We start from the raw sequence: 17,145 nt of genomic DNA on the forward strand, positions 1-17,145 counted from the left end.
CCGTCGGCCACACGCTCACCTTGGGTCGTCGAGTACGGCCTGAGACTTCGGGTCTCGCTCGGTGGTTGCTAGCGGATGCTGGTCATCAGGGGTTCCCAGAAGAAGGCGAAGTCGTCGGTGGGGGCTCCCAGCTCGTGCTGGGTGAAGACTGCGGCTGCGAGGTCGCGGGCGGGGTCGACGTAGGCGCTCGTGCCGGTGCCTCCGGCCCAGCCCCAGCGGCCCGCGGAGCGCCAGGGCTCCGAGGCGAGGGCTACCGAGCGGAAGGCTTCGCCCTCGGGGCTCGCGCCCTTCGGCGGGAGGAGGTCTACGCCGGTCTGCCAGCCCCAGCCATAGCCGGGGCCGCCCATGTCGTCCAGGCCGGGGCGCTGGGCGTCGGTGAGGTGGTCGCTGGTCAGGCTGAGTCGCTGCTCGAAGGTGAGCAGTTCGTCGTCGGCGACGGCGGTGAGGAAGCGCAGGAAGTCGGGCAGCGACGAGACGAGGCCGCCTCGGAGGGATTCCATCCGGGGCGGATGTTCGAAGGCCGCGACGACCTCGTGGGCGACCTCGAGGCCCGCCTGCCCGTCGGCGGAGTCGGCACGCTCGCGCAGACGGAAGGCGGTGGGCAGGGGCTCCTTGGCGGAGAAACCCATCGACTCCAGGCCGAGGGGCCGAGCGATCCGGTCGTCGACGAGCTCACCGAGGGTTCCGCCGGTGGCTCGGGCGAGAAGGATCGACAGCACGTCGGCGGCGGTGTCGTACGCGAAACGGTCACCGGGCTGACGGGCGAGCGGCAGCGCGCCGAGGCGCTGCGCGAACTCGTCGGGGGTGACCTGCGCGGGCACCACCCCGGTGGCGACACCGCGCTCGGTCATGGCTCGGGTGAGCGGTGTCTCCGGGAAGGGGAAGGCGAAGCCGGCGGTCATCGTGAGCAGGTCGCGGACGGTGATCGAGCGGTCAGCGGCGACCGTCTCGGTGAGCGGCGCATCCGGAGCCACCAGCACCCTCGGATCGGCGAACTCGGGGAGCCAGCGCTCGATGGGGTCGTCGAGCGCGAACACGCCCTCGTCGAGCAGGAGGGTGGACAGCGCGCCGGCGACGAGCTTGCCGAGCGAAGCGATGCGGAACGGCGTGTCGGCGCGCATCGGCGGTGCATCCGCCTCGAACGCGTAGCGACCAGTTGCAAAGAACTCGGTGCGACCGCGATGGCGGATACCCGCCACCACACCCGGCGCGTAGCCGTCGGCCACCGTCTGCTCGAGCGAACGCCAGACCTCGTCGAATACCGTCATGCGAACACTGTGCGCCCTCGGCCACCTCAGCGCCACCCCCGCGCGTCACACCCATCCGCTCGCGCCGCCACCCACCCACGCCGACGCCACCCGCGCGCCACACCCACCCGCTCGCGCCGACGCCCACCCATCCACGCCGACGCCACCCGCGCGCCACACCCACCCGCTCGCGCCGCCACCCAGCCACACCGACGCCACCCGCCCGGGCCACCGTCATTCACTCGGGCCGCCACGACCCTCTCGCACAGCCACCACTCGCGCCCCTTCCCCTTCAGGGTCTGGTCAGCGGTGAGCGCGGGCTCACGAGGCGGCGGGCTCCGCGGATTCGGCGGTCTCCTGCTTCACACGCTGGCCGACGACGGCGGAGACGCCGTCTTGGCGCATCGAGACGCCGTACAGGGCGTCGGCGATCTCCATGGTGCGCTTCTGGTGGGTGATGACGATCAGCTGGGAGGTCTCGCGGAGGTCTTCGAAGATGGTCAGCAGGCGGCCGAGGTTGGCGTCGTCGAGCGCCGCCTCGACCTCGTCCATGATGTAGAACGGGCTGGGGCGGGCCTTGAAGATGGCGATCAGCAGTGCCACCGCGGCGAGCGAGCGCTCGCCTCCGGAGAGCAGCGAGAGGCGCTCGATCTTCTTGCCGGCCGGCTTCACCGAGACCTCGATGCCGGTGGTGAGCAGGTTCTCGGGGTCGGTGAGCTGGATGGAGCCGGTGCCACCGGGGAACAGCACCGGGAACACCTGCGCGAACGCCTCCTTGGTGTCGGCGAATGCGCTCTCGAAGATGACCTGCATGCGCTCGTCGATCTCCTCGATGATCGTCAGCAGGTCTTTGCGGGTGTTGGTGAGGTCGGTGAGCTGCTCGGTGAGGAACTTGTGCCGCTGCTCGAGCGCGTCGAACTCCTCGAGCGCGAGCGGGTTCACCCGGCCGAGTTCGCCCAGCTTGCGCTCGGCCCGCGCCAGACGCTGTTGCTGCTCGGTGCGCACGAAGGGGCGTCCGGTGGGGACGGATGCGGCCGCATCGTCGGGGTCGACGGCATCGTCGGCGCTCTCCGGGTCGGGCGCGTGCGGCCGGGAACCCGCCGCTCGCGCAGCCGCGGCGGCTTCGGCTTCGGTCGTCTCCGCATCAGCCGCCTCCGCGGCCTCTGCCGCCTCAGCGAGCTGCGCTGCGGCGGCCTCGATCGCCTCGGCGCTGGTGTCGATCAGCACCACCTCGCTGTCGTCGGGGATCAGCTGGTCGGGCCCGTACTCGGCCACCAGCACCTCCTCGATCAGTCCCAGTTCGGATGCCGCCCTCTCGAGCAGTCCCGAGAGGTGCAGCTTCTTCTCGTAGATCTGCAGCTCGAGTCCGTGCACGTTCTCGGTGATCGCCTGCAAGCGCTCGCGCAACGCGGACTCGTCGCGCCGCAACGCGACCAGTTCCTCGTTCTGCTCCGCGCGCTCGGCCTCGCGCTGGGCGAGCTGCAGCCGTGCCTCGCCCACGGACCGGTCGATCGACGCCAGAACCGGCGGCAGGGCCTCGGCGACGTCGGTGGCCGAGCGGATCTGCCGGCGACGGATGACGGCGCGCCGCGCAGCCGCCTCGGCGGCGGCCCGGTCGGCCTCGAGCTGCCGCTCCAGACCGGCGGTGCGCGCCTGCTCGGCCCGCACCCGTTCGCGAGCGGTCTCGACCCCGAGCCGCGCCTCGACCTCGCGCTCGCGCGCCGCCTCGAGCTCACCGAGCAGGGCATCCCGCGAGCTCACATCGAGGATCGGCCGCGGCCGCTCCCGCACGCTCTCGAGCTCGCCTTTCGCCTTCTCGGCCGCCTGCTCGGCCTGCACCACGGCATCCTGAGCCAGTTTCAAACCGGTGCCCAGTCGATCGAGCTCGCCCGCGCTGGCCTCGACCTGCGCCCGCAGCCGGCTCAGCAGCTCGGTGCGAGCCGCGAGCTTGGCGTCGTACTCGCGCAGGGCGGAGAGGGCGGCCTGCGACTGCTCCTTCGCCACCTGCACGATCCCGCGCTGCTCGGCCAGAGCGAAGCGAGCCCGCTCGATCACCGAGTTCACCTCGTCGAGCGACACCGCGGCCGAGTCGCGTTCGGCGACGAGCTCGATCCGGGAGCGGGTCGCTCCGGACCCGCCTCGCAGCACGTATCGGGTGAGCACCTCGCCCTGCCGGGTGACGACCGTGAGCCCGGAAGCCGCCGCGCGCCCCTCGGCGCCGCCCGACTCGATCGCGAGCCAGGCCCGGCGGGCCGAGGCGAGGTCGTCCGCGATCGCGACGGAGCCCAGGATGCCGAGCACGCCGCCCGGCGCCTGCACCACCGAGATCGCGGGCACCAGCCCGTCGACGCCGGACACCAGGGTCTCGGCCACGAAGCGCCCCGACCCTGACGGGCCCGCCGACGATCCGGCCTCGTCCGGCGAACCGGAGTCCGCGATCACGAGTTCCACGCGCCCCATGTCCTCCGCCGCCGCGGCCTCGGCCGCCTCGATCGCCGCGTCGGCGTCGGCGGCCAGCACCGCATCCGCGAGCGTGCCGAGCGCCGCCGCCACGGCCGCCTCGAACCCCGGCTTCACCTTCACGTGCTCGGCGACGAGGCCCCGGATGCCCGCCAGGCGAGCCGCCACGAGGTCGGCCGATCCATCTTTCTGGTCGAGCGCCATGGTGAGCGCGCTCGTGCGGGCGGCCAGCCCGTCGCGCTCCCGCTCGTGGGTGTGCAGTTCTTCGCGCAGTCGCTCGATCTCGGCCTCGGCTTCGAACACCTGGGACTGGGCGAACTCGTAGCCCTCGTCGAGATCGGTCTGGTCGACCACGACGTCGCCCGCCTCGGCCTCGGCTCGCGCGAAATCGGCCTGGGCGCTCTCGCGTCGGCTCGTCGCCGCATCGAGCGCGTTCTGCTGCCGCAGCACCTCGCCGCGTACCGCGGCCAGCCGGGAGTTCGCCGACTCCAGCTGACCGGTGAGTTTGGACAGCTCGAGGTCGTGCTTGGAGACGAGGGAGCTCTGGTAGGCGATCTGCTCGTCGAGGGCGTCGAGCGAACCGCGCGCCTTGACGGTGACCAGCTGCGCCGCCTCCCACGCGCCCTGCGCCGCGCCGACCTCGCCGGCCAGCCGCACGGCTTCGGCCCGGGACTCCTCCACCATGCCCGGGCTGACGCTCGGCGCGGCATCCGGGATCCCCTCCTCGCCGCCCAGCAGGGCGAGCCGCTGGTTGGCGAGGTTGAAGAGGTTGCGCAGGCGCTCCTGCACCGACTCGAGGCCGAAACTGGTGCGGCGGGCGAGATCGACGGCGTCGCCGACCTGCGCCTGTTCGAGCCGGGCGATGCGCAGCTGGTTCTGTTCAAGGCGCTCTTGCAGCACGAGCCGCTCGGTGTGCCGCTCGCTCTCGCTGCGGGAGTGCTGATCGAGCGCGGTGCGCAGGCCCACGATCTCGTCCGCCAGCAGGCGCGCCTTGGCGTCGCGCACCACCGCCGCGATCGACTGCGCCTCCTTGGCGATCTCGGCCTGGCGCCCGAGGGGCTTGAGCTGGCGGCGGATCTCGCCCGCCAGATCGCTCAGCCGGGTGAGATTGGCCTGCATCGCCTCGAGCTTGCGCTGCGTCTTCTCTTTGCGGCGGCGGTGCTTCAGGATGCCCGCCGCCTCTTCGATGAAGCCGCGGCGGCCCTCGGGGGTCGCGTGCAGCACCGCATCCAACTGTCCCTGACCCACGATCACGTGCATCTCGCGGCCGAGGCCGGAGTCGGAGAGCAGTTCCTGCACGTCGAGCAGCCGGCAGCTGTCGCCGTTGATGGCGTACTCGCTGCCGCCGTTGCGGAACAGCGTGCGACTGATCGTCACCTCGGAGTACTCGATCGGCAGCGCGCCGTCGGCGTTGTCGATGGTGAGCGTGACCTCGGCCCGGCCGAGCGGGCCCTTGGTGGAGGTGCCCGCGAAGATGACGTCTTCCATCTTGCCGCCGCGCAGCGTCTTGGCGCCCTGCTCCCCCATCACCCAGGCGAGGGCGTCGACCACGTTCGACTTGCCCGATCCGTTCGGGCCGACCACGCAGGTGACGCCGGTCTCGAAGGCGAAGGTGGTGGGATTGGCGAAGGACTTGAATCCCTTGAGGGTCAAGCTCTTCAGATACACAGGGGTGACCTCTCGTGTCGGTGTGCCCCTACGGTACCCAATCCCGGGTGTTCAGGCGGATCAGCGCGCGCTGAGCACGCAGAACTCGTTGCCCTCCGGGTCGGCGAGCACCACCCAGCTCACCTCGTCTTGGCCGATGTCGGCCCGCGTGGCCCCGAGGGCGAGCAGGCGCTCGACCTCGGCATCCTGATCGTCGGGGACGAAGTCGAAGTGCAGGCGGTTCTTGATCGTCTTCGACCCCGGCACGCGGATGAACAGGATGGTGGGGTGGGCGCCCGACTCCGGGCCCACCTCGACCTCCGGATCCGGATCGTTCTCGTCTTCACTCTGATAGACGATCGGCCAGTCCAGGGCCTCGCTCCACCACCTCGCGAGGCGGAAGGGATCCTGAGAATCGACGACGACTTGCTCCCAGCGCAGTGACATGCGGACGACCCTACGCCCCAGCGCCCTACGCTGGAAGGGCACGAAAGGCCGAGATAGCTCGAAGGCCGCACGAGCACGAAAGGACCTCAGGATGCCGCTTCAGGCCCTCGTCTCCGCCGGCGCCGAACTGAGCCGCGCCGAGCTGCTGCGCTATGCCCGTCAGATCGCCCTGCCGCAGGTGGGGCTCGACGGGCAGCGTCGCCTCAAGAACTCCCGGGTGCTCGTGCTGGGCGCCGGGGGCCTGGGGTCGCCGGTGCTGCAGTACCTCGCGGCGGCGGGTGTGGGCACCATCGGCATCGCCGATCACGACACGGTCGAGGTGTCGAACCTGCAGCGGCAGACGATCCACCCGGATGCGGCCGTCGGGCAGCGCAAGACGGCCTCCGCCGCCGCGGCGATCCGGGCGATGAACCCTTTGATCGAGGTGGTCGAGCACGACGAGGAGGTCACGCCGTCGACCGTGCTCGAACTGGTCTCCGAGTACGACGTGGTGGTCGACGGCACCGACAACTTCGAGGTGCAGTACGTGGTCGACGCGGCCTGCGCGCTGGTGGGCAAGCCGCTCGTGTGGGGGTCGGTGCTGCGTTTCGACGGCCAGGTGACGGTGTTCTGGGCCACGGCCCCGGCGGGCCTGGACCGCACTCTCGACGATCTCTACCCCGAGCAGCCGGGCGCCGATCCGGCTGAATCCTGCGCCGTCGCCGGCGTGCTGGGCCCCGTCTGCGCCGCGATCGGCGCCGTCATGGCCACCGAGACCCTCAAGCTGCTCGGCGGCTACGGCGAGCCCCTCCTCGGCCGGCTCCTCGTGCACGACGCCCTCGACGCCAGCTGGCGGGAGGTCGCCTTCGCGCCCGCCCCCAAGCGCGGTCAGCCGGGCGCCTCGCGTTCGCGCTCCGGCGCCGCCAACATCGGCGAGCCGTACAGCATCACCCGGCAGGGGGCGGACTCCACCGGCCCCGCAACCAAACTCTTCGAAAGGCCTGTCGTGACCGACGCTTCCTCCCCTCAGCCCGCTGCTCAGCCGGAGTCGATCTCCGTCTCGGAACTCGCCGACCTGCTGGCGGCCCGCTCCCGCGACGAGGCCGACTTCGTGCTGGTCGACGTGCGCGAGCCGTACGAGTACGAGATCGTGGCGATCGAGGGCTCGGAGCTCGTGCCGCTGGGTCGCATCCTGAGCGACGCCGCCCGCGAGATCCTGCCGCCGCAGGAGAAGATCGTGCTGTACTGCCACCACGAGCCGCGCTCGGCGCACGCCGCCGCTCAGCTGCGCGCCCACGGGTGGGACGACGTGCAGTTCGTGCGCGGCGGGATCGACGCCTGGGCCGCCGAGATCGAGACCGACAAGCCGCGCTACTGAGCCGCCGCCGTTGCGCTCAGGTGGCCCGAGTCGCCGCAGCGACCCGCGACTTGGCACAAGTCGTCGCTTTTCGGCGCGACTTGGCACAACTTGTGGCAAGTCGACGCGACTCGGCTCGGCCTCTGGCGTGACCGGGCACCGCGCGGCTGGGACGGCTCAGCCGCCGGCGAAAGGAGGCAGCACGTCGAGGGTGTCGCCGTCGGCGAGCACGGCGCGCAGATCGGTCGTCGCCTCGGCGTTGAGCAGGAACGAGCAGCGCTCGAGAACGGCCGATGCGGCCGGCGGATCGGCCGTCTCCGACGCCAGGGTGCGCAGGAGTTCGCCGATCCGGATGCCGGCGGCCTCGCGGGTCTCGCCGCCCCGGCCGAGCACGGCTTTCGCGGCCGCGAAATAACGCAGTGTCACTGCCATGCCCGCCTCAGCCCCCGATCGCGCTCATCGGGCGGTCGGGCTGCTCGAATCCCGCTTCGTTCATGAGGTGACCGGCGGGCTTCGCCCACATCGCGCCGCGCCACAGGTCGGCCACCTCGGCATCGTCGGCGCCCGCGCGCATCGGACCGAGCAGATCCGTCTCGGTGTGCGAGAACAGGCAGCTGCGCACGGCACCTTCGGCCGTGAGGCGGGTACGCCGGCAATCGCTGCAGAACGGCTCGCTGACGGAGGCGATGATGCCGACGAGGCCGAGCGCCGGGCCGGTCGCCTCCTCCGTGCCGCCTACCGCGCTTGCCGCACCCGTGGCGGCCGAGGCGCTCGTACGCTCCCGCACCTGGTAGAGCTCGGCCGGGGCACCGTCGCGCGGAGCGTCGTCGGGCGTGAGCACATACCGCTCGGCCAGCAGGGCGCGGATGCCGGCAGCCGTGATCATGGTGTCGCGGTTCCAACTGTGGTCGGCATCCAGCGCCATCTGCTCGATGAAGCGCAGCTCGTGGCCGCCGGCGAGCGCCCACTCGAGCAGTTCGACGGCCTGGTGGTCGTTGATGCCGGGCATCAGCACCGCGTTGATCTTCGTGTGCACGAGCCCGGCGGCGCCGACCGCGTCGATCCCGGCCAGCACGCGATCGAGGAAAGGTCGTCGAGTGATGATCGCGAAGGTGTCGGGGTGGATCGAGTCGAGCGAGACGTTGATGCGGTCCAGGCCCGCCTCGGCGAGTGCCTCGGCGCGGCTGGACAGCCCGATCGCGTTGGTGGTGAGCGAGATCTCGGGGCGGGGATCGAGCTGTGCCACCGACCGGACGATCTCGACCAGGTCTTTGCGCAGCAGCGGTTCGCCGCCGGTGAAGCGCACCTGCCGCACGCCGAATTCGGTGACCGCGATCCGGGCCAGCCGGGTGATCTCCTCTTTCGACATCAGAGCGGGCGGGGGCAGGAAGGGCAGGCCTTCCGCCGGCATGCAGTAGGTGCAGCGCAGGTTGCAGCGGTCGGTGAGAGAGATGCGCAGGTCGGTCGCCTGGCGGTCGAAACGGTCGATCAGGCCCGGGACCTGCGGGCGTTCGCCCGGCAGAGCGACGACCGGGCGACGGATGCCCTCGCCGGAGGCGGCACCGCGGTCGGAACCGGGGCGCGGCCGGGGCATGCCGAGGACGACGCTCATGCCGAAAGCCTACGCGCTCGCGCTGACAGTCCTGCCGGGAGGCCAGGCAGACCCGGCAGGAGGCGCGGCAGCTCGGGTCGAGACGCGGTGGCGCAGCGCACGAACCGCCGCCGACCGCTCGGCCGGCGAGCGGATGCGGCAGACTGGGGCGATGCGAACGATCGAGGATCACCGCCGCGCCGTGCTCGCTCTCCTCGCCCCGATCGCGCAGACGCTCGGCACGGAGACGCTCCCCCTGTCGGCCGACCGGGTCGCGGCGGATCCGGCGCTGTACGCCCACCGCGTGCTCGCGGTCGATCTGATCGCTCCGAGCAGTCTGCCCTCCTTCGACAACTCGCAGATGGACGGCTACGCGGTGTGCGCCGCCGACCTCGCGGAGGCGACCCCGGGGCAGCCGGTGCGGCTTCCCGTGGCCGAGCGGGTCGCCGCGGGCGATCCCTTCCGCGCACATCGGCCGGGCACGGCCACCCCGGTGATGACCGGCGCGCCGATCCCGTCGGGCGCGGACGCCGTGGTGCAGATCGAACGCGCCGATCCGCCGGTCTTCCCCTCCGACGCCGTCCGCGATGCCACCGTGGCGTTCACCGCTCCCGTGGTGGCGGGCACCTTCGTGCGCGCCACCGGCAGCGACGTGGCCCGCGGCGACGTGCTGCTCGAAGCCGGCACACCCCTCGGTGCGGCTCACTACGGCGTGATCGCCGGCACCGGACTCACCGAGGTTCCGGTGCGCCGGCGCCCCCGGGTGCTGCTCGTCTCGACCGGGCACGAGATCCGGGATGCCGGAACCGAACTCGAGCCCGGCCAGATCTTCGACTCCAATTCGCTCGCGCTCTCGGTGGCGCTGCAGCAGATCGGCTGCACCGTGACCGCCCGGCCCTGCCGCTCCGACGAGGCCGACGACCTTCTCGCGGTGCTGGCAGATGGGGCTCCTGACGCGGATCTGGTCGTGACCGTGGGCGGGGTCAGCGCGGGTGCCCGGGAGGTCGTGCGCGATGCGCTCGGGCCGCTCGGAGTGGAGTTTTTGAAAGTCGCTTTGCAGCCCGGCGGGCCGCAAGGACTGGGCCGGATCGTGATCGGGGCGGGCGAGCATCCGCTGCCCGTCGTCTGCCTTCCCGGCAACCCCGTCAGCGCACTGGTGTCGTTCGAAGCCTTCGTGCGGCCTGCTCTGCTGGCCGTTCTCCTCGCCGGGGTGGACTCGGCTCCCGAGCCGGCCCTGCGCGAAGTGCGGCGGGCACCGGTGGCGCACGGTTTCGACTCGCCACCGGCGCACCACCAGCTGCGCCGGGGCATCCTGCGCCCGGATGGCACCCTCGAACTCGTGGGCGGCCCCTCGAGCCACCTGCTGCACTCCTACGCCGCCTCCACCGTGCTCGTGCACGTGCCGGTCGGCGTCACCGACGTCGCCGCGGGCGACGAACTCGACTTCTGGAGGATCGATGGCTGAGGGAACCGCGCTCACCCACGTCACGCCCGGCGGCGCCGCGCACATGGTGGACGTCTCGGGCAAGGCCGTGACCAAGCGGATCGCGTCGGCACAGGCCGTGCTGCACACGCGTGCCGACGTCATCTCCCTGCTCGTCGCCGGCGAGCTGCCGAAGGGCGAGGCCCTCGCCGTCGCCCGGGTGGGGGGGATCATGGCGGCCAAGCAGACCTCGACCCTCATCCCGCTCTGCCATCCGCTCCCGATCACCGGGGTGACCGTCGACTTCGAGACCGGCGACGACAGCGTACGGGTGGTCGCCACCGTGTCGACCACCGGGGTCACCGGGGTCGAGATGGAGGCGCTGACGGCGGCATCCGTCGCCGCTCTGACGGTGTACGACATGATCAAGGCGGTGGACCGCGGCGCGCGCGTGACCGACATCGAGGTGCTGAGCAAGAGCGGCGGCGCCAGCGGCGAGTGGAGCCGCTCGTGACGGGGCCGGCCGGACGCACGGCGCAGGTGGTGGTGGCGTCGAACCGTGCCGCCTCGGGTGTGTACGACGACACCACCGGGCCGCTGATCCGCGACTGGCTCGAGGCCCGGGGGTGGTCGGTCGAGGTCGAGGTCGTTCCGGATGGCGAGCCGGTCGGCGAGGCGCTCCGCAGGGCCGTCGCCGAACGCGCTCAGCTGGCGGTGACCACCGGCGGCACCGGTGTCTCGCCGACGGACCGCACCCCCGAGCAGACCCGCTCCGTGATCGACTTCGAGATCCCCGGTGTGGCCGAGGAGATCCGGCGGGCCGGCACCGCCCACACGCCGCTCGCCCTGCTCTCCAGGGGGCTCGCCGGAGTGGCCGGGAGCACCCTCGTGGTGAACCTCCCGGGCTCGTCGGGAGGGGTGCGCGACGGACTCGTCGTTCTGGGCTCGGTGCTTGACCATCTGGTCGATCAGATCCATGGAGGCGACCATGCCAGGACCGACTGACATCGGACCGTCGGAGTCTCCGGCGAGCGCCTCCGACAGCGCCGCACGGGTGCGCTTCGCCCGGATCGAGGAGACCCCGATCACGGTCGAGGAGTGCTCGGCCGCCGTCGCCGGAGCGGCCGACGGCGCGGTCGTGACCTTCGAAGGCGTGGTGCGCGATCACGACGACGGCAAGGGTGTGACGGGATTGTCGTACACCGCCCATCCCTCGGCGGCCGATCGCATCCGGGCGGCCGCCGAGAGCATCGCCGCGGCCTACCCGGCCGTCACCGTCGCCGTCGCCCACCGGATCGGCGAGCTCGGCATCGGCGACGTGGCCCTGGCCTGCGCGGTGGCCTCGGCCCATCGCGCGGAGGCGTTCGCCGCCTGTGCGGCCCTCGTCGACGAGGTGAAGTCGACGGTGCCGATCTGGAAGGAACAGGCCTTCACGGACGGCACGAGCGAGTGGGTCGCCTCGATCGGCTAGGCGAGTTCTCCACAGACGGCGCTCTCGGGAGATTTGTCCCCAGAAGGGGTCTGCGTTACACCGCAGACACATTGCTACGGTCTACTGAGTCGTGCACCTGCTCACGAACGGAGTCACCGTGGATCTGAACACCATCACCCGGATCGTCCCGGCTCACCATCGAGACGATCTGAGCGCCCTGAGCGAGCAGGTCGCGCCGCTCGCCGGAGGCTCGTGGCTCTTCTCCGAGCCGCAAGACCACCTCACGTCGCTCGTCGACCTGATGTCGTTCGGCTGGCCCTCGCTCACGGTCACCGACGACGGGCTCGAGGTCGCGTCGACCTGCACGCTCGCCGAGCTGGCCGCGATGCCGGATGACCACGGCTGGCCGGCGCATCCGTTGTTCTACCAGTGCTGCACCGCCCTGCTCGGCTCGTTCAAGGTCTGGAACGTGGCGACGGCCGGCGGCAACATCTGCTCCGCCCTGCCGGCCGGGCCGATGACTTCGCTGTTCTCCTCGCTCGACGCCGAGGCGCTGATCTGGCGGGCGGGCGGGATCGACGAGCGCATGCCGGTCGCCGAGTTCGTGACCGGGAACGGCACCACCGTCCTGCGGCCGGGCGACGTGATGCGATCGCTGCACGTCCCGCTGTCGTCGTTGCAGGCACGCACGGCGTACCGCAAGATCGCCCTCTCGCCCCTGGGCCGATCCGGCGCGGTCGTCGTCGGACGGCTCGACCCCGACGAATCGTTCACGCTGACGGTCTCCGGTGCCACGGTGCATCCGGAACAGCTGCGGTATCGGTCGATCCCGTCGGCGGAGTCGCTCGAGCGCGATGTCGCCGCCATCCCCAGCTGGTTCACCGATCCGCACGGGGCGGCCGACTGGCGGCGAGCCGTGTCGGGCTTGCTCGCGATCGAGGTCCGCGACGAACTGGCCTCTCCCGCGTCGGCCGGCGACTCGGCGAGCATCCCGGAGGTGCGGTCGTGAAGTTCATCATGAACGGCGAACAGCTCGAGGCCGATCCGGCGCCCGGGCAGTGCCTGCGCACCTTCATCCGCGACCAGGGGCACTTCGAGGTCAAGAAGGGCTGCGATGCCGGCGACTGCGGTGCCTGTTCGGTGATCGTCGACGGCATGCCCGTGCACTCCTGCATCTACCCGGCGTACCGCGCCGAAGACGCCATCATCACCACGGCGGCCGGCCTCGGCGAGCCGGGAGACCTCAGTGCGGTGCAGCAGAGCTTCGTCGACAACGCCGGGTTCCAGTGCGGCTTCTGCACCGCCGGCATGGTCGTCACGGCCACCACGCTGAAGCCCGAGCAGCTCGACGATCTTCCGCGGCTGATGAAGGGCAATCTCTGCCGCTGCACCGGGTACCGGGCCATCCGGGCGTCGATCCGGCAGGGCGTGTGCGCCTCCGCGGGCCGCGCCGCCGGGGCCGACGGCGCGGCTCCGGCCTGCGCCGGAATCTGCGGCTCGGCCGCGCACGGGCAGGCCGAGGGAACGGTGAGCCCGGCGTCCGCTTCGGCACCCGCGACCTCGGCGACCGCTCCGGCCCCGGCGACGCCCGCGGGCTCGAGCCCCGCCGCTGCTCCGGCCGCATCACCCGCACCCGTTTCCACGGCGGTGCGCAGCGTCGGGCGCTCGGTGGGCGCGCCGGCCGGCCCGCGGATCGTGAGTGGCCGCGAGGCCTACACGTTCGACGTGGAGGTGCCGGGGGTCACGCACCTGAAACTCCTGCAGAGCCCGCACGCCCACGCGCGCATCCTCTCCATGGACACCCGCGCGGCCGAACAGCTGCCCGGCGTGCTCGCCGTCCTCACCGCGGCCGACTCGCCCGACACCCTTTACTCCACTGCGCGCCACCAATTCCGCACCGACGATCCCGACGACACCCGCCTCTTCGACACGGTGGTGCGCTATCGCGGCCAGCGGATCGCCGCCGTCGTGGCCGAGACCATCGCCATCGCCGAGGCGGCCTGCCGGTTGATCGACGTCGAATACGAGATCCTCCCGGCCGTGTTCGACCCCGAGGCGGCCCGGCGACCGGGTGCCCCGCTGCTGCACGCCGACAAGGCGCCCGCCGAGTCGCGGATCGCCGAGCCCGAGCGCAACGTGATCGCCTCGGTGCACAGCGAGATCGGCTCGGTGCAGGCGGGGTTCGACGAGGCCGCCGCGCGGGTCTCCGGCACCTGGCAGACGCATCGCGTGTCGCATGCGGCTCTCGAGACCCACGGCAGCATCGGCTGGATCGACGACGACGACCGGCTCGTGCTGCGCACCAGCACGCAGGTGCCGTTCCTCGTGCGCGACGAGATCAGCCACATCTTCGGCCTGGACCCCGAGAACGTCCGCGTGTTCACCGCCAGGGTCGGCGGCGGGTTCGGCGGCAAGCAGGAGATCCTCACCGAAGACGTGGTGGCCCTCGGCGTGCTCCGCACCGGGCGGCCGGTGCAGTTCGAATTCACGCGCGTCGACGAGTTCACCATCGCGCCCTGCCGCCACCCCATGCGGGTGTCGGTGGATGTCGCCGCCCGCGCCGACGGCACGCTCACCGCCCTGGCGGTCGACGTGTTGAGCGACACCGGTGCCTACGGCAACCATGGGCCGGGGGTGATGTTCCACAGCGTCGGCGAGACCGTCAGCCTGTACTCCGCCCCGAACAAGAAGGTGGATGCCGAGGTCGTCTACACGAACAACATCCCGTCGGGCGCGTTCCGCGGCTACGGCCTCGGGCAGGTGGTGTTCGCGGTCGAAGCGGCGATGGATCAGCTCGCGATCGAACTCGGCATCGATCCTTTCGAGCTGAGGCGGATCAACGTCGTGCGCCCGGGAGAACCACTCGTCGCGGCGCACGTCGAGGGCGACGACCTGATCTTCGGCAGCTATGGGCTCGACCAGTGTCTCGACCTGACGCAGAGTGCGCTGCAGCGCGGCAACGGCGTCGCCGCGCCCGGCGGACCGGAGTGGTCGACCGGTATCGGGATGGCGGCCTCCATGATCGCCACGATGCCGCCGCGCGGGCACTTCTCCACGGTCTCGGTCACGCTCGAGGCCGACGGCACGTACCTGGCCGGGGTTGGCACGTCGGAGTTCGGCAACGGCACCACCACGGTGCACACGCAGATCGCCGCCAGTGTGCTCGGCACTACCACCGATCGGGTGCGGATCCGTCAGTCCGACACGGATGCCGCGGTGTTCGACACCGGGGCGTTCGGCTCGGCCGGCACCACCGTCGCCGGCAAGGCGCTCTACTCGGCATCACTGCAGCTGAAGGCCGCCATCCTCGCCGCAGCCGCGGAGATCGCGGGTGACTCGGCGGACGGTGTGCTCGAACCCGAGGGCGTGCGGATCGGTGGGCGATTCGTGCCTCTCAGCGCTGTCGCAGAGGCTGCCGGTGGCTCCCTCACGGCCAACGGCAGCGAAGACGGCGCCCTGCGCTCCCTGGCCTTCAACGTGCACGCCTTCCGGGTGGGCGTGAACTCGGCAACGGGCGAGGTGCGCATCCTGCAGTCGGTGCACGCCGCCGACGCCGGCTTCGTGCTCAACCCCGAACAGCTCCGGGGGCAGATCGAGGGTGGAGTGGCCCAGGCCATCGGATCGGCCCTCTACGAGGAGATGATCCTCGATGAGGGTCTGGTGAAGACGCAGGTCTTCCGCAGCTACCACCTGCCGCAGATGGCGGATGTACCGGAGTCGGAGGTGTACTTCGCCGACACCGACGACGAGGTGGGACCGTTCGGCGCCAAGTCGATGAGCGAGGCTCCGTACAACGCCGTCGCGGCGGCGCTGGCGAACGCGATCGTCGATGCGACCGGCGTGCGGCCCTACGAACTGCCGATGTCGCGGGATCGGGTGTGGCGCCTGCTCAATTCCTGACCGACCGCGGTCGGCATCGCAGGCACGATCAGGCCACAGGGCGCAGGGCTGCCGCAGCCGCCGCCGCGACCGTGTTCGCGACGCGGTCGAGAGCGGTGGTGTGGAGCTGCCACTGCTGCCAGTAGAGCGGCACGTCCGAGAACGATCCCGGGTCGATCTCGATCAGGCCGAGACCCACGCTCTGCTGATCGGGCAGCATCCCCCAGCCGAATCCGAGCCGCACGGCCTCGGCGAAGTCGGCCGAGGCCGGCACGAAGTGCCGTGGAGGGGTCGAAGACGGCAGCCCGTGATCCCGCAGGAAGCCGTCTTGCAGCTCGTCCGCCCGGTCGAACACGACGACCGGCGCGCGGTGCAGGCCCTGGGCGAGGTCATCCGCGAACCAGCGCTCGGCGAATGACGGGGCGGCCACCGCGCGGTACCGCATCACCCCGAGGGCACGCGACGAGCATCCCTGCACCGGTTCCGCCACCGAGGTGATCGCCGCCATCACCGTGCCCTCGCGCAGAAGTCCCGTGGTCTGGCTCTGGTCTTCGCGCCAGAGATCGAACGCGATCTCACCCGCCAAAGGGGCGAGCGCCGGCAGGATCCAGGTCGCGAGCGAATCGGCGTTGACGGCGAGCGGCATCCGGATCAAAGACGGTGCACCGGCGGCGGATGCCGCACGATCGTCTCCCGGATCGTCCAGTTCGCGAGCGACATCGTCGGTGAGCGCCTCGAGCTGACGGGCCAGCCGCAGCAGTGCCCGGCCGGATTCGGTGGGGGCGATCGGCTTGCTGCGCCGCAGCAGCACCCGGCCAACCGAATTCTCCAGCGCCTTGATCCGCTGGCTCACCGCCGAGGGCGTGATGCGCAGAGTACGCGCGGCCGCATCGAAGGTGCCTTCGGCGACCGCCGACTTGAGAGCGCTGAGCTGGGAGAGGTCGAGATCCATCATCAGTGATTCTAATGGATCATCAGAAAGATTAGCTGGACCGCATCAGCTAGTGCACCTAGGTTCGGGAATGTGAGCGCTCCCCTTGATCCCCTGGCCGTGTTCGCCGGCTTCGGCTTCGGCCTCTCGCTGATCGTCGCCATCGGCGCGCAGAACGCCTTCGTGCTGCGCCAAGGCCTCCTGCGGCGCTGGGTGCTCGCCGTCGTGGCCGTCTGCGCCCTGTCCGACGTCGCCCTGATCGCGCTCGGAATCAGCGGCGTCGGGCTCGTCTTCGAGCGGGTTCCCGCACTGATGGTCGTGGCCCGGATCGGCGGAGCGGCGTTCCTGCTGGCCTATGGCGCGCTCGCGGCCCGCCGGGCCATCCGGCCCGCGGTTCTCGACCCGGGGACGGAGGCGAGCGCCGGGAGCCGGGCATCTACCGGACTGCTGCCGACCGTGCTCACCTGCCTCGCGCTCACCTGGCTGAACCCGCACGTGTACCTCGACACGGTGGTGCTGCTGGGCTCGGTCGCCACGACCCACGGCGACTCACGGTGGCTGTTCGGAATCGGCGCCGCGACCGCCAGCGTCGTCTGGTTCACGGCGCTGGGCTTCGGGGCGCGGCTGCTGCGACCCGTCTTCGCCAGACCTCTGGCCTGGCGGGTGCTCGATGGCCTCATCGCGGTGGTGATGGTCGCCATCGCCGCGTCTCTGCTGATCGGGCTGTGAACCGCTCAGGCCGGCCCGTCTCA

At 71.3% G+C, this 17,145-nt stretch carries 14 protein-coding genes; 8 read left to right on the plus strand and 6 right to left on the minus strand.

Annotated features, from left to right (window positions below; all coding sequences use genetic code 11):
* Nucleotides 1–68 precede the first annotated feature (68 nt).
* From Q0D75_RS04450 to Q0D75_RS04460, 3 genes are all read right to left on the minus strand, one after another.
* Nucleotides 69–1,268, minus strand: coding sequence for a serine hydrolase domain-containing protein (locus Q0D75_RS04450; protein WP_291049855.1), 1,200 nt, complete (start codon nt 1,266–1,268; stop codon nt 69–71).
* A gap of 300 nt (nt 1,269–1,568) precedes the next feature.
* The gene (gene smc, locus Q0D75_RS04455) at nt 1,569–5,375 is read right to left on the minus strand and encodes a chromosome segregation protein SMC (protein WP_291049857.1); all 3,807 of its coding nucleotides are present in this window, start codon (nt 5,373–5,375) and stop codon (nt 1,569–1,571) included.
* A 60-nt stretch (nt 5,376–5,435) separates the two neighbouring features.
* Nucleotides 5,436–5,801, minus strand: a complete 366-nt coding sequence (locus Q0D75_RS04460; protein WP_291049859.1) for a VOC family protein — start codon at nt 5,799–5,801, stop codon at nt 5,436–5,438.
* Between the two features lie 91 nt (nt 5,802–5,892).
* Here Q0D75_RS04460 and moeB point away from each other — a divergent pair, with 91 nt between their 5' ends.
* Nucleotides 5,893–7,158, plus strand: a complete 1,266-nt coding sequence (gene moeB, locus Q0D75_RS04465; RefSeq protein ID WP_291049861.1) for a molybdopterin-synthase adenylyltransferase MoeB — start codon at nt 5,893–5,895, stop codon at nt 7,156–7,158.
* Nucleotides 7,159–7,314: 156 nt separating this feature from the next.
* On the opposite strand, the gene Q0D75_RS04470 is transcribed toward moeB, so the two are convergent.
* Nucleotides 7,315–7,569 (minus strand): MoaD/ThiS family protein, encoded by a 255-nt coding sequence (locus Q0D75_RS04470; protein ID WP_291049863.1) that lies wholly within the window; start codon nt 7,567–7,569, stop codon nt 7,315–7,317.
* Nucleotides 7,570–7,576: 7 nt separating this feature from the next.
* On the minus strand, nt 7,577–8,749 hold the full coding sequence (moaA, locus tag Q0D75_RS04475; RefSeq protein WP_291049865.1) for a GTP 3',8-cyclase MoaA: 1,173 nt from the start codon (nt 8,747–8,749) through the stop codon (nt 7,577–7,579).
* Between the two features lie 151 nt (nt 8,750–8,900).
* Here moaA and glp point away from each other — a divergent pair, with 151 nt between their 5' ends.
* From glp to Q0D75_RS04505, 6 genes are all read left to right on the plus strand, one after another.
* Complete coding sequence (gene glp / locus Q0D75_RS04480) at nt 8,901–10,193, plus strand: gephyrin-like molybdotransferase Glp (protein WP_291049867.1); 1,293 nt, start codon at nt 8,901–8,903, stop codon at nt 10,191–10,193.
* Complete coding sequence (gene moaC, locus Q0D75_RS04485; protein WP_291049870.1) at nt 10,186–10,665, plus strand: cyclic pyranopterin monophosphate synthase MoaC; 480 nt, start codon at nt 10,186–10,188, stop codon at nt 10,663–10,665. The genes glp and moaC overlap by 8 nt, the downstream gene beginning before the upstream one ends.
* Complete coding sequence (locus Q0D75_RS04490) at nt 10,662–11,156, plus strand: MogA/MoaB family molybdenum cofactor biosynthesis protein (RefSeq protein ID WP_291049872.1); 495 nt, start codon at nt 10,662–10,664, stop codon at nt 11,154–11,156. Before moaC ends, Q0D75_RS04490 begins: the two co-directional genes overlap by 4 nt.
* Nucleotides 11,140–11,622, plus strand: coding sequence for a molybdenum cofactor biosynthesis protein MoaE (locus Q0D75_RS04495; protein WP_291049874.1), 483 nt, complete (start codon nt 11,140–11,142; stop codon nt 11,620–11,622). Before Q0D75_RS04490 ends, Q0D75_RS04495 begins: the two co-directional genes overlap by 17 nt.
* Before the next feature lie 91 nt (nt 11,623–11,713).
* Entirely contained in the window at nt 11,714–12,592 is an 879-nt protein-coding gene (locus tag Q0D75_RS04500; RefSeq protein WP_291049876.1) for an FAD binding domain-containing protein, read from the plus strand.
* The gene (locus tag Q0D75_RS04505) at nt 12,589–15,483 is read left to right on the plus strand and encodes a molybdopterin cofactor-binding domain-containing protein (protein ID WP_291049878.1); all 2,895 of its coding nucleotides are present in this window, start codon (nt 12,589–12,591) and stop codon (nt 15,481–15,483) included. Before Q0D75_RS04500 ends, Q0D75_RS04505 begins: the two co-directional genes overlap by 4 nt.
* 28 nt (nt 15,484–15,511) lie before the next feature.
* Here the strand turns inward: Q0D75_RS04505 and Q0D75_RS04510 are convergent, their stop codons facing one another.
* Nucleotides 15,512–16,417 carry a LysR family transcriptional regulator ArgP gene (locus tag Q0D75_RS04510; protein WP_291049880.1) on the minus strand — a complete coding sequence of 302 codons (906 nt, stop codon included), beginning with the start codon at nt 16,415–16,417 and terminating at the stop codon, nt 15,512–15,514.
* Nucleotides 16,418–16,486: 69 nt separating this feature from the next.
* Between Q0D75_RS04510 and Q0D75_RS04515 the strand changes: the two genes are divergently transcribed.
* Nucleotides 16,487–17,122, plus strand: a complete 636-nt coding sequence (locus Q0D75_RS04515) for a LysE/ArgO family amino acid transporter (RefSeq protein WP_291049882.1) — start codon at nt 16,487–16,489, stop codon at nt 17,120–17,122.
* Nucleotides 17,123–17,145 lie beyond the last annotated feature (23 nt).

Source organism: Herbiconiux sp., assembly GCF_023264855.1.
Lineage (GTDB): Bacteria > Actinomycetota > Actinomycetes > Actinomycetales > Microbacteriaceae > Herbiconiux.